Source organism: Lentzea xerophila, from assembly GCF_051094245.1.
In the GTDB taxonomy this organism is placed as follows: domain Bacteria; phylum Actinomycetota; class Actinomycetes; order Mycobacteriales; family Pseudonocardiaceae; genus Lentzea; species Lentzea xerophila.
Genome location: NZ_CP194934.1, coordinates 8,480,124 through 8,493,032, shown reverse-complemented (window position 1 = coordinate 8,493,032; position 12,909 = coordinate 8,480,124). Strand labels below are relative to the sequence as shown.

Here is a 12,909-nt window from a genome sequence, read left to right as displayed (position 1 = left end):
GCCGCGGAGGTGGCCAGTGGTCCGTGTGGAAGCAATGCTCGGCCTCGAGTGGTCCAGTGCGCTCGAAGCTCCCAACCCTGCCGAAATCGCCCTCACCCCTGCCGACGCCCGCCGTTCCTGGGTGAACCGCGCGAACGAGGACGAAGTGCTCGCGCTGTACCGCTCCGTGCGGTCCGCCGAGGACGTGCCCGCGCCGTGGTGGCTGCGTGCGCTCGACCGGGGCCGTCTGCGCTCCCGTGCCGAAGGTCACGCCGTCGAGGACGCGGTGACCGCGCTGCTCTCGTCCCGTCCCGGCTGGGTGTTCGTGCCCTGGGTCGACCTCGGCGAGGTCGGGTACTGGGAGTACGTGCCGTCCGAGAGCGGTGTCTACGGACCCGCCATGCCGACGACGGTGCAGTTCACCGACGCGCATCGCGGGTTCATCCATCTCGTCCCCGCGCACCGCGGGCCGGGTCACCCCCAGGCCATCGACTTCACCGTCACTGACCTGCGGAGGCAAATCGAGGACATCGAACTGATTGCCTAGACTGCTCGGTCGTGACCAGGCCTGAGTTCCCCCGTTCCATCGTCAGCTTCGTCCAGCGCGGCGAGCGCATGACCGTGGGACAGGAGCGTGCCTGGGACACGTACTGGGAGAAGATGGGCAACGACGTGAAGTCCCTGCCCGAGGGCCCGCTGGACTTCACGTCGTGGTTCGGCCGTTCCGCTCCCGTGCTGCTCGAGATCGGCTCCGGCATGGGCGAGACCACGTCCCAGCTCGTGGCCGCCGCGCCCGAGCTCAACTACGTCGCCGCCGAGGTCTACAAGCCGGGGCTCGCCCAGCTGCTGCTGCGCGCCGAGCACCTCGGCGGGCTCGACAACCTGCGCGTGCTGCGCGGTGACGCCGTCGACCTGCTGACCGACCACATCGCCCCCGCCTCGTTGCACGGCGTGCGGATCTTCTTCCCGGACCCGTGGCCGAAGAAGAAGCACCACAAGCGCCGGCTCGTGCAGCCGGAGTTCGTGTCGCTGGTGGCGTCGCGACTGGAGCCGGGTGGCGTGCTGCACCTCGCGACGGACTGGGAGAACTACGCCGAGCAGATGCTCGCGGTGTGCTCGGGCGAGCGGTTGCTGACGAACATGTACGACGGCTGGGCGCCGCGACCGGACTGGCGGCCCGTCACGAAGTTCGAGCAGCGCGCCGTGAACGAGGACCGGGTCTCGCACGACCTCATGTTCCGGCGGAACGACCTCACCTGATCGAGGTCTCAAGCCGATCGAGTGAGCACCCTCGGTCTAGCCTTCACTCGTTGGAGTGGCAGGTGTTGATCACCCGAAATGCCCCGAGTGGCAGTGACGCGTGAGCCTCTTCCGGGCTTAGCGTCTCGCTCCGTGACCCCCGACGTCCTCCCCGTCGCGGAGGAGTTCGTTCGCATGTTCCACGCGGCGCACTCCGACGCAGGCTCGCTGTCCGCCCGCATCGCACAGGTGCGCGCCGAGATCGCCGAGACCGGAACCTACCGCCACACCACCAACGAGCTCGCGTACGGCGCGCGGATAGCGCTGCGGGACTCCGGTTGGTGCACCTCGGGTGTGCCGTGGCGCCGGCTCAAGGTCCGCGATCTGCGCGGCTACCGCAACGCCGCCGCCGTCGCCGGCGAGTGCGTCGAACACCTGCGCCTCGCCACCAACGGCGGTGAGATCCGGCCGCTGGTGACGGTCTTCGCGCCGGACGCGCCCGGTTCGCCCGGGCCGGTGATCTGGAACGAGCAGCTGATCCGGTACGCCGGGTACGCCGACGGGATGGGGGACCGCCGGTACACCCAGTTCACCGAGACCATGCAGGGCATGGGGTGGCGGCCGCCGGTGCGGCGTTCGCGCTTCGACCTGCTGCCGTTGGTGGTGGAGACCCAGCACGAGGGACCGCGGCTGTTCACGCTGCCGTCCGAGATCGTGCACGAGGTGCCGCTGGAGCACCCGAGTCTGCCGTGGTTCGGCGAGATGGGCCTGCGCTGGCACGCGGTGCCGGTCATCTCGAACATGCGGCTGTCGATCGGTGGCGTGCACTACCCCGCCGCGCCGTTCAACTCGTGGTTCGTCGGCGCCGAGATCGGCACGCGGTCACTGGCCGAGGAAGGTGCCTACGGCGTGGCGCGCGAAGTCGCCGACGCGCTGGGTCTGGACACGTCGTCCGAACGCACGCTGTGGCGGGACTTCGCCACGGTTCACCTGAACGCGGCAGTACTGCACTCGTTCGACAAGGCAGCCGTCACGATCACGGACCACCACGCGGAAGCGTTGCACCGCCTCGCGTGGCTGCGTTCGCGTCAACGCCCGTCGGCCGCGCGGCCCGCGTTCCGGCTGGACACCGCGGCCGCGGCACGCGCACGGACCGGTACTCCGGCGCGCTTCACCACCGCGTTGGACGAGACCCGTCCCCAGCCGACGAGCAGGCTGGCGGAGCTGCTCCGCCAGCACCATTCCCTGACCAGCGTCTGACTTCCCCATCACACGCCGGCCCCGACTCCGGACCTAGCTCTGCGAGTCGATCATCACGCCCGAGAGAGCCATCAGCGCAAGGACCAACAGGCCGACCACAGCGGCGGCCCAAGTGAACACAACTGACAACATGGCGTCCTCCGTTTCCCCGACTATCGCTCCTCCAGAGTCCGTGACCGGGGCGTGATCCGGCATCCGCCGTGAGGGTATTTCCGCAGGTCGTCCACTCAGCCTTCTGGCTGACCCCTGGGTAGACCTCGGTCGGACGCGGGATCACCCTTTCGGCCTTACTGTTGCCCGGGTGGAGAGCACGGACTTGAACTGGCGGTTGCTCGCCAAACGCCAGTGGCCGCTGGCACTCTCGCTGACCTTCATAGCGGGGCTCGAACTCTTCACCGCGGACTACACGAACCCGTGGTGGCAGGCCCCCGGTGTCGCGGTGATCTGCGCGATCGCGGTGCTCGCACCCCGGCGCCCGTTCGACGCCACCCTCGTCCTCGCCGCGGCGATCGTCCTCACCGCCGGCTACCTGCGCTTCATCGGCGTGGCCCTGCAGCCGCACTTCTTCGTCAGCGGCGCGTCGGTCTCCGTGACGGGTGCGGCGATGGCGACGATCGCGATCGTCGTGCGCGAGGCGCCGCGCTGGTACGCGGTGTCCGGCAGCGTGATCGTCGTCGCGGCGATGGTGAGCGCGGAGTTCATCGGCTATCCGATCGTGGCCGCGGACTTCTACCGGCGCTACGAACCCGACTACACGGGCTACCTGTTCGGCGCGGTGCTGATGCTGGTGATCGCGATCGGGACGGGCCTGTACTTCCGGGCACGCGACAACGAACGCGCGTCTCAGCTGGCGGCTTCCGTTGCGGCGGCCCAGAACTCGGAGCGGATGGCGCTGGCCCGCGAGCTGCACGACGTGGTGGCGCACTACGTGACCGCGATCGTGGTGCACGCGCGGGCCGGTCAGATCAACCGGGACGCCGCCGAGCAGGTGCTGCCGACCATCGAGGCGTCCGGCCACGAAGCCCTGACCGCGATGCGGCGGCTGGTCGGGACGTTGCGGGACGGTGAGTCCTCCGGACCGGCCGCGTCCTCGTCCCTGGTCGACGACGTGCGGTCGCTGGCCTCGGAATCCGGCCTGCCGGTGCGACTCTCGTTCGACCTGCGGTCCGCCGTGCCGCAGGAGCTCGCCCGGTCCGTGCTTCGGTTGGTGCAGGAATCGCTGACGAACACCCGGAAGCACGCGGCGGCAGTGTCCTCAGTGGACCTCGCACTGTCCTCAAGCGACGGTGTGCTGCACCTGACCGTGGTCGACGACGGCGTCGCGTCGGGCGTTCCCGTTGGCGGATCAGGGGGTTACGGGCTCGTCGGCATGCGCGAGCGCGTGGAACTGCTGGGTGGCACGTTCTCCGCAGGCCGACGCGAACCGACTGGGTGGACGGTCCGCGCCGAACTGCCGATCAGCTAGCTGTCAGCTGTCGTCGCGGATGACTTCGAACTCCTGAGTCATCTCGACATCGCTGAACTGGTCGTCGTTCTGAGGGTCGATGTCGGCCACTGATGCCTCCGCATGATCACGCCCGTACCGTGGGGTGTGATCATGCCAACTCAGCGCCGGGTCGGCGGCTTGGGGGTGGCGGGCTTCTGCGCGCGGCGGAACTGTCCACTGGACGTGCACGGCTTCTTCGACATGATCTTGAGACGCCCCTGTCCTGCCGGTGGTTGCCTGCGAATGCACAAAGGGCCCGCCGCATGCTGCGCGTAACGGGCCCCTTGGATGGGGAAAAGTTAAAGGCCGGGGCGGACCCTGGGGGTCGGCCCGCGCCCGACACAGCGAGGATTCCCACCGGCCACCGATGTATGCATGATTGTGATCGGCATCACAATGGCAGGATTCTCCGCATGTCACTGCGTCTGCACGCCCCGGTCGTCCTGCCCTGTGACCCGTCCTGCTCCGTGTTGCGCGACGCGGTCGTGGACGTCGTCGACGGCCGGATCACCTACGTGGGCGAACTGGCCTCCGCGCCCGCGTTCTCCGGCGAGGTCCGCTCGCTGTCCGGCATCCTGATGCCCGGCCTCGTGAACACCCACGCGCACAGCCCGATGACGGTGCTGCGCGGCCTGGGCTCCGACCTGCCGCTACTGCGGTGGCTGCAGGAGCAGATGTGGCCGAACGAGGCGCGGATGACCCCCGCCGACATCGGCACGGGCATGCTGCTCGGCGCCGTCGAGATGCTGCGGCACGGCGTCACCACGTCCGCCGAGATGTACTTCCACGGCCCCGAAGTGGTGTCCTCGGTGCTGGCGGCCGGATCACGGGTGGTGTTCGGCGGCGCGATCCTCGACGTGCCGGGGATGGACTGGCGTTCGCTGACGGACGAGATCTCCGCCTGGATCGACGCCGACGGACTCCGGTTCGGCCCCGGCGAGCGGGTCGAACTGGCCTACGGACCGCACTCCGCGTACACGCTGTCGGCCGCCCAGCTGACCGCGGTGGCCGTCGAGGCTCGTTCGCGCGGGGCGCTGCTGATGGTGCACGTGGCCGAGTCGCCGTTCGAGGACGAGGCACAACGGGCCGAGTACGGGTCGGTGCCGGCACTGCTGAAGGCTTCGGACGTGCTGGGCGGACGGGTGCTGTCCGCACACTCCGTCCACCTCTCGGATGACGACATCGCGCTGTACGCCTCCTTCGGCGTCGGCGTGGCGCACTGCCCCGGCTCGAACGCGAAGCTCGCCTCGGGCATCGCGCGGGTGCCGGAGATGCTGGCCGCGGGCGTGGCGGTCGGGCTGGGCACCGACGGTCCGGCGTCCAACGACGACCTGGACCTGCTGGAGGAGGCGCGGCTGGCCGGCTTGTTCGCCCGCGTGTCCACAATGGACGCGACGGTGCTCGGGGCCGCGCAGGCGTTGCTGATGGCGACCAGGGGCGGGGCCTCCGCGCTGGGGCGCTCCGACATCGGTGCTCTCGAAGCCGGCCGGTGGGCCGACGTCGTGCACGTCGACGCCGACGACCCGGCGTTCGCGACCGGGCTGGACGCGCCGGACTCGCAGGTGCTGGCGAACCTGGTGTGGGCGGCGGGGGCGCGCCGGGTGACCGACGTGTGGGTGGCCGGGGATCACGTGGTTTCCGGCGGGGAGTCAACTCTGGTGGACCGGCGCGAGGCCCAGGCCGGCGTGGCCGCGGTGGCTGCTCGACTGCGGACTGCGTAGGGGCCGTTAGCGGCGCGCAGCAGCAGGTACGCCGTGACTCCGCGACGCGCGGGCGGCCGGACACGTGTCGTGTCCGGCGGCGAGACGGCGCGGCCGGACCGGCACGAGGCCCAGGCCGGCGTGGCCACGGTGACTGCCCGACTCCGGACTGCGTAGGAGCCGTTAGCGGCGCACAGCAGCAAGTACGCCGTCGCTCCGCGACGCGCAGGCGGCCGGAGACCGCGTCGTTCCCGGCGGCGAGACGGCGCGGGCGGACCGGCGCGACGCCCAGGCCGGCGTGGCCGCGGTGACTGCTCGGCTGCGGGCTGCGTAGGGGTTGTTAGCGGCGCGTAGTAGTAGGCACGCGCCGGGTTCCCCCAATACCAACTTTACCGTCCGTCACGACTTGACCACAGGATGTTGACAGGCCTGTGGACAACTCACCTCGGCCGCGACCGGACGTTGATCTCGGTGATGTGGGCGTCGGGCGTCGCCAGCACGGCCGACGCCACCGCCCGCCCCACCGAGGCGGGGTCGATGTACTTCGACGGGTCGTAGTCGCCGCCTTCCTGGCGGCGCACGTCCTCCTGCATCGGTGTCGCGGTCCGGCCGGGGTACACCGAGGTCACGCGCAACGACGGCTCGTCGCCGCGCAGGCCGTCGGCGTAGGCCCTCAGCGCGAACTTCGAGGCCGCGTAGACGCCCCAGCCCGGGTTGACGTTCAGGCCCGCGCCGGAGTTGATCAGCACGACGTGTCCGGAGGCGGCGCGCAGTTGCGGCAGCACGAGGTTCGTGAGTTCGGCGACGGCGAAGACGTTCACGTCGAAGGTCCTGCGCCAGTCCTCTGAGGACGCTTCGGCGAGCGGGCCCAGCAGGGCGATGCCGGCGCTGTGGACCAGCACGTCCAGGCGCCGCAACGGGGTCAGGTCCGCCGAGGCCACGTTCGTGAGGTCGAACGGCCAGGGCTGCGCGCCGGGTAGTTCGGCGGCGAGCAGCGCGAGGGACGTCTCGTCACGGCCGCCTAGCAGCACGTCGTGGGTTGGGGCCAGACTGCGGGCGATGGCCGAGCCGATTCCGCTGGATGCCCCGGTGACGAGGGCGACCGGACGATCACTCATGGGGGGACCATAGTGCCCAGGAAGTTGATCTTGCCCTATCTGTGCCTGCTCTACTTCATCAACTACCTGGATCGGGTCAACATCGGCTTCGCCGGGCCCAACGGCATGTCGGAGGAGCTCGAGCTCTCGGCGACGGTGTTCGGGTTCGCGTCCGGGGTGTTCTTCATCGGATATCTGCTGCTCGAAGTCCCCAGCAACCTCGCGCTGCACCGGTTCGGGGCGCGCAGGTGGATCGCGCGGATCATGGTCAGCTGGGGGATCGTCGCGACGGCCATGGCGTTCGTGCCCAACGGGACCGTGCTCATCGTGCTGCGGTTCCTGCTGGGCGTGGCGGAGGCCGGGTTCTTTCCCGGGATCATCCTGTACCTCACGTACTGGTACCCGCAGAAGGACCGCGCGCGGATCGTCGCGCTGTTCATGGTGGCGGTGCCGATCTCGACGGCGCTCGGGGCCACGTTCAGCGGGTTGCTGATCCAGTGGACGGACTGGCGCACGATGTTCCTGATCGAGGGGCTGCCGGCGATCGCGCTGGCGTTCGTGACGTGGTTCTGGCTGCCGGACAGGCCGGAAGAGGCCGTCGAACAGCCCCAGGAAGAGCACTGGCCGCTGAAGAAGGCCCTGACGCACCCGCGGATCCTGGCGTTGAGCTTCGTGTACTTCGGGATCGTGTACGGGCTGTACACGCTGGGGTTCTTCCTGCCGACGATCATCAAGGGGCTCGCGCCAGGGGCGGGCATCGTCGAGCGCGGGCTGATCAACGCCATCCCGTACGTCCTCGGCGCGGTCGCCATGGTCCTGTGGGCCAGGCACGGCGACCGCACCGGAGAACGGAAGTGGCACGTCGCCGCGCCGATGCTGGTCGGTGGCGCGGCGATTCCGGTGGCGCTCTACCTCGACCACCCCGTCGCGGCGATGGTGGCCGTGTCGGTCTGCGCCATCGGGGTGTGCGCCGCCCTGCCCACGTTCTGGGCGCTGCCCACGAGTTTCCTGGGCGGGACGGCGGCGGCGGGCGGGATCGCGTTGATCAACTCGTTGGGCAACGTGAGCGGGTTCGCCGCGCCTTACGTGACCGGGTGGCTGCGTGACCTCACCGGCACCCAGAAGACGGGGCTCTGGGTCGTCGGCATCACGATGGTCAGCGCGGCCGTGGTCGCGTTGGTTCAGCGAGCGGGCGCGGAGAAGGTGTAGAGCGCCTCATATGGAACGGACGTCTGCGCGCCTTCCGTACAGCCGCCGGCCGGTGCGACGCCGCCCTTGGTGGCGAGACGCTGCACGTAGCTGACGCCGGCGAACACGCCCGCGCCCCTGGTCGACTTCGCCTTCAGCAGGAGCTCCGGAACGGCTCCCGCCACCTCGCTGCGGGCGCCGTCGACCGGGGCGGCCTCGACCGCGCTGCCGTCGGCGGTGGAGACCCAGACCGGGCCGCGGGAGTGCAGGCCGACGGCCCGGCCGAGCCGGTCGGCCAGGGTGGCGGCGGGTTCCAGGCCCTTCCACGCACCCGTTGTGCAGCTATAGGTCTGCACGCCCTTGGCGTAGAACCTGGCGACGATCTGGTGGCCGGCCGGAACCTGAACGGCGGGCGCGACCCGCACGTCCGCTCCGTTCATGACCGCCGGGGTCGGTGCGGCGGTGGAGCCCGCCGCTCCCGCGCCGATGCCGATCAGAGCTGTCGCGACGAGGACGAGACCAGCACGCTTCATCAACACTCACTCCTAAGTGGACAGACAGTGCGACGTGTCTCGGCTGTCCGCGGTGCAGCCACCTGGGCATACGGTGTGGTCTCCGCACCGGTTTCCAGCTGAGCGAGCCAGGATCAGCCGCAGATGCGGCGGCGGTCCTTGCGCCAGACGACGGCGACGGACGGACGCGGCTGCGAGGTGCCACCGTCCGGCCAGTGCGACAACGGGTTGTTCGCCGACGCGCCGTCGAGCTCACCGGGGTGCTGCACGGACACCAGGACGAAGTCGTCCGTGATGACCGGGCCGCACGCCTCCGCACCCTTGGGCACGGTGAGGAACTGCTTCACGTAACCGCGGCGCCTGCCCTCGACCGGCACCGCGAAGATGCCGTCGTTGGACTTCAGGGCGTTCCCGTCGGTGGAGATCCACAGGTTGCCCTGCGAGTCGAACGCGACGTTGTCCGGGCAGGAGATCGGGCTGACCTGCGACTTGTCGTACCCGCCGAAGTAGGTGTCCGGCGACTTCGGGTCCCCGCAGACGAGCAGCAGCTTCCACGAGAACGTGGTCGCCGTGTTGTCCGAACGGCGCTCCTCGAGCTCCAGGACGTGGCCGTGCTTGTTGTTGATACGCGGCGCGACCTCGGTGGCGCCTTCCTTGCCGGGCTTCACACCGCGGTCGGTGTTGTTGGTCAGCGCGGCGTAGACTCGGCGGTTCTTCAGCGACGGCTCGACGTCCTCGGGACGGTCCATCTTCGTGGCGCTCACCTTGTCGGCGGCCAGGCGCGTGAAGACGTAGACCTCCTCGGCGGTGAACCCGGGGACGAACGACTTGTCGTTGTGCGCCAACGGGATCCACTTGCCCGAGCCGTCGAACTCGCCGTCGTTCGGCAGCTTGCCGGTGCCGTCGATCTCGGCGACCGGGCTGTCGCCGGTGAACTGCGCGACGTAGAGCGTTCCCTTGTCCAGCAACCGCTTGTTGTGCTCGCGGGCGCGCTTCGACTCGCCCTTCTGGTAGCGCTCGTCGGAGACGAACTTGTACATGTAGTCGAAGCGCTCGTCGTCACCCATGTACGCGACGACGCGGCCGTCCTTGGCGACGATGACGTTCGCGCCCTCGTGCTTGAAGCGGCCGAGCGCGGTGTGCTTGACCGGCGTCGACGTCGGGTCGAGCGGGTCGATCTCGACGACGTAGCCGAAGCGGTTGGCCTCGTTCGGCTCCTGCGCGAGGTCGAAGCGCTTGTCGAAGTTCTCCCACTTGCGCAGCGACGCCTTGCCGGAGAAGCCGTAGCGGCCGAGCTTCGCCTTGGTGTCGGCGTCGGTCACCAGGTCCGCGTTCGCGAAGTACTGGTTGAAGTTCTCCTCGCCGGACAGGATCGTGCCCCACGGCGTGACGCCACCGGCGCAGTTGTTCTGCGTGCCGAGGACCTTCCTGCCGGACGGGTCGACGGAGGTCTTGAGGTACTTCGAGCCGGCGGCCGGGCCACGCACCTCGAACGGCGTGGTCATGGTGATGCGGCGGTTGTAGCGCTTCTTGTCCTTGGACACCACGAGCTTGCCGGAGCGGTGGTCGCGTTCGACCTGCACGACCGACAGGCCGTGCGCGGCCCACGCGATCTTGACCTGCTCCTCGGTCGGGTTGGCCGAGCTCCAGTTCTTGAACATGAACTCTTCGGACGTGTACTCGTGGTTGCTCACCATGAGCCAGCGGTCCCAGCCCGGCAGCGGCACGAGACCGCAGAAGTCGTTGTTGTACCCGAACTGCTTCGCCTGGGCGGCGGCGGTCTGGTTGTCGAAGTCGAACTTCGGCGCGTCGTGCGTGACAGCGTCGCCCCAGCGGATGACGACATCCGTCTGGTAGCCCTTCGGAACGGCAACCTCGTCGAGGGTGTTGGGCTGCACCGCCTCGAAGTTGAGCCCGTCGCGGTCGCGGCCGAACCTGCGGTCCAGGTCGAGATCGAGGTCGATGTCGACCCCGGCCGGGGCAGCGGCGGCGGAACCGGAGAACGCGAGCGCACCGGCGCCGGCGGCCGCGACGACCGCACCGGCCTTCAGCATGCCGCGGCGGCTCACGACCTCCTTGACGACGTCACCGAAGTAGGCGTTCTCCGTGACGTTGGGCGCGTCGTGCGAACAGGCGTTGCCGCAGCGGAACTCGCAGGTGACGGCCTGACGCCCGAGCGGGTGGTTCGTCGGGAGCAGGGGCAGCAGGCGGCGGCCCCGATCGGTGGGTGAGGACACGAAGGCCTCCGAGATCGGTGTCAGTGTGGGAACTGGCCGAACCTAAGAGCCCAACGAGATCGCCTGCCGTCCAGAAGGTGAACGGCAGGCGAACTCGTCCTACTCCCCAACGATCACAGCACGCAGGGTGATCAACCGATTTCACCCAGCTGACGGCGGCCCTTGCGCCACACCGCTACGACCGACGAACGAGGTTGCGACTTACCTCCGTCCGGCCAGTTCGAGGCGGGGTTGTCGGCACTCGCGCCGTCCACCTCGCCGGGGTGCTGCACGCACACGGTGACCACTCGCTCGCCGATCACCGGACCACACGTCTCGCCACCGCGCGGCACCGTGAGGAACAGCTTCAGGTGCCCGCGCTCGCGTCCGTCCAGTGGAACGCCGTAGAGGCCGTCGTTCAGCCCGTTGAGCGCACCGCCCGAGTCCGTGGAGATCCACAGGTTGCCGTGGCGGTCGAACGCCACGTTGTCCGGGCTGGAGATGGGACTCACCTTGGACTTGTCGTAGCCGCCGAAGTAGGTGTTCGGGTCCGACGGGTCGCCACAGACGAGGAACAGGTTCCAGCTGAACGTGAGCGCGAGCGCGTCGCCGCGCCGTTCGGTCAGCTCCAGCACCTGGCCGTGCCGGTTCTTCACGCGCGGGTTCGGCTCGGTGGCGCCTTCCTTGCCGGGGTTGCCGCGCTCGCTGTTGTTGCTCAGCGCGCAGTAGACCGTGCCGGTGCGCGGGTGCGTCTCGATGTCCTCGGGACGGTCCATCTTGGTCGCGCCGACCTTGTCCGCCGCGAGGCGCGTGAAGACGTACACCTCTTCCGCGGTCATACCGGGCACGAAGGACTTCGTGCCCGCCGCCAACGGGATCCACTCGCCGGAGCCGTCGAACTTCCCGTCACCGGGCAGCTTTCCGGTGCCGTCGATCTCGGACGCCGGGCTGTCGCCCTTGAACCGCGCGACGTAGAGCGTGCCGTCGTCGAGCAGCGTCATGTTGTGGCGGCGCGCCGCCTTGCTGTTGCCGCGCTTGACCTTGCCGTTCGAGATGTACTTGTAGATGTACTCGAACCGCTCGTCGTCACCGGAGTACGCGACCACCCGGCCGTCGTCGGCGATGCGCACGTTCGCGGTCTCGTGCTTGAACCGGCCGAGGTGCGTGTGCTTGACCGGGGTCGAGTCCGGGTCGTTGGGGTCGAGCTCGATCACCCAGCCGAACCTGTTGACCTCGTTGGGTTCCTGGGCGAGGTCCCAGCGCTTGTCGAAGCGTTCCCACTTGCGCGTGGTAGCCGTGCCGGTGACGCCGTACCTCGTGAGTCTCGGGTCGTTGCGGCCGGCGGCGTTCGCGAAGTACTGGTTGAAGTTCTCCTCGCCGGACAGGATCGTGCCCCACGGCGTGACGCCGCCGGCGCAGTTGTTGATCGTGCCCAGGACCTTGCGGCCCGTGGGGTCCACGGAGGTTTTCAGCAGGTCGCTGCCCGCCGCCGGTCCGCGCACCTCGAACGGCGTGTGCAGGGTGATGCGGCGGTTGTACCTGCTGAACTTCGCCTTGTAGTGGCCGGAGAACAGCGACCGCTTGATCATGAACACCGAGAGGCCGTGCGCGGCCCAGGCGATCTTCACCTGTTCCTCGGTGGGGTTCGCGGAGTCGTAGCCGCGGAACATGAACGACTCGCTGGTGTACTCGTGGTTCGTGACCATGATTCCGGTCAGTTCCAACGGGTCCAGTGGGAGGATCGCGGCGAAGTCGCAGTTGAAGCCGAACTGCCTGGCCTGCTTCTCGGCGGTCTGGTTGTCGAAGTCGAACTCGGGGACGCCGGGGAAGAGCGGGTCGCCCCAGCGGATCACGATCCCCTGCTCGTACCCCTCGGGGACGACGACCTCGTCCTTGGTGTTGACCTCGACCGGCGTGAAGTCGAGGCCGCGCGGCGGCCGGTGCCCCTGGGCCTCGGGCTGCGCGGCGGCGGTCGTGGGCAGAGCGACCGTCGCGGCGGCCGCGACGACGGCACCGGCCTTGAGCGCGGTGCGGCGGCTGACCAGATCGCCGAAGTAGGGGTTGTCGGAGGTGTTCGGGACGTCGTGGAAGCACGCGTCCCCACAGCGGTACTCGCATGTCACCGCTGCTCTGCCCACGCGGTGGTTGACGAGTGGCAGAGGGATCATGGTGGTGGCCTCCTACGGTCGGTGCGGGAACCGCAACCGACCGTAGGCTTCCGTTCATGCTTTG

The 12,909-nt window shown here is 69.1% G+C and carries 11 protein-coding genes; 6 read left to right on the top strand and 5 right to left on the bottom strand.

From position 1 onward, the window contains the following. Window positions 1-16 precede the first annotated feature (16 nt). From ACRSBM_RS40780 to ACRSBM_RS40765, 4 genes are all read left to right on the top strand, one after another. Entirely contained in the window at window positions 17-526 is a 510-nt protein-coding gene (locus tag ACRSBM_RS40780; protein WP_434452048.1) for a hypothetical protein, read from the top strand. Between the two features lie 68 nt (window positions 527-594). Next, the gene (gene trmB, locus ACRSBM_RS40775; protein ID WP_434453438.1) at window positions 595-1,239 is read left to right on the top strand and encodes a tRNA (guanosine(46)-N7)-methyltransferase TrmB; all 645 of its coding nucleotides are present in this window, start codon (window positions 595-597) and stop codon (window positions 1,237-1,239) included. 132 nt (window positions 1,240-1,371) lie between these two features. Continuing rightward, window positions 1,372-2,478, top strand: coding sequence for a nitric oxide synthase oxygenase (locus tag ACRSBM_RS40770; protein WP_434452047.1), 1,107 nt, complete (start codon window positions 1,372-1,374; stop codon window positions 2,476-2,478). Window positions 2,479-2,779: 301 nt separating this feature from the next. Next, window positions 2,780-3,943 carry a sensor histidine kinase gene (locus ACRSBM_RS40765; protein WP_434452046.1) on the top strand — a complete coding sequence of 388 codons (1,164 nt, stop codon included), beginning with the start codon at window positions 2,780-2,782 and terminating at the stop codon, window positions 3,941-3,943. Between the two features lie 3 nt (window positions 3,944-3,946). Here ACRSBM_RS40765 and ACRSBM_RS40760 read toward each other — a convergent pair whose 3' ends face one another. Continuing rightward, window positions 3,947-4,153: a hypothetical protein gene (locus tag ACRSBM_RS40760; protein ID WP_434452045.1), complete on the bottom strand. Its 207-nt coding sequence runs from the start codon at window positions 4,151-4,153 to the stop codon at window positions 3,947-3,949. A 224-nt stretch (window positions 4,154-4,377) separates the two neighbouring features. Here ACRSBM_RS40760 and ACRSBM_RS40755 point away from each other — a divergent pair, with 224 nt between their 5' ends. Next, the gene (locus tag ACRSBM_RS40755) at window positions 4,378-5,685 is read left to right on the top strand and encodes an amidohydrolase family protein (RefSeq protein ID WP_434452044.1); all 1,308 of its coding nucleotides are present in this window, start codon (window positions 4,378-4,380) and stop codon (window positions 5,683-5,685) included. Window positions 5,686-6,104: 419 nt separating this feature from the next. On the opposite strand, the gene ACRSBM_RS40750 is transcribed toward ACRSBM_RS40755, so the two are convergent. Further along, window positions 6,105-6,782, bottom strand: coding sequence for an SDR family oxidoreductase (locus ACRSBM_RS40750; protein WP_434452043.1), 678 nt, complete (start codon window positions 6,780-6,782; stop codon window positions 6,105-6,107). On the opposite strand from ACRSBM_RS40750, the gene ACRSBM_RS40745 reads away from it, so the two are divergent. After that, window positions 6,774-7,970: an MFS transporter gene (locus ACRSBM_RS40745; protein WP_434453436.1), complete on the top strand. Its 1,197-nt coding sequence runs from the start codon at window positions 6,774-6,776 to the stop codon at window positions 7,968-7,970. The two genes, ACRSBM_RS40750 and ACRSBM_RS40745, sit on opposite strands and share 9 nt — an antisense overlap. Here ACRSBM_RS40745 and ACRSBM_RS40740 read toward each other — a convergent pair. The 3 genes from ACRSBM_RS40740 to ACRSBM_RS40730 form a co-directional block, all read right to left on the bottom strand. After that, window positions 7,943-8,482 (bottom strand): DUF3455 domain-containing protein, encoded by a 540-nt coding sequence (locus ACRSBM_RS40740; protein WP_434452042.1) that lies wholly within the window; start codon window positions 8,480-8,482, stop codon window positions 7,943-7,945. The genes ACRSBM_RS40745 and ACRSBM_RS40740 overlap by 28 nt on opposite strands. Window positions 8,483-8,595: 113 nt before the next feature. Beyond that, window positions 8,596-10,698 (bottom strand): PhoX family protein, encoded by a 2,103-nt coding sequence (locus ACRSBM_RS40735; protein WP_434452041.1) that lies wholly within the window; start codon window positions 10,696-10,698, stop codon window positions 8,596-8,598. A 131-nt stretch (window positions 10,699-10,829) separates the two neighbouring features. Continuing rightward, entirely contained in the window at window positions 10,830-12,845 is a 2,016-nt protein-coding gene (locus ACRSBM_RS40730; protein ID WP_434452040.1) for a PhoX family protein, read from the bottom strand. Between the last annotated feature and the right edge of the window lie 64 nt (window positions 12,846-12,909).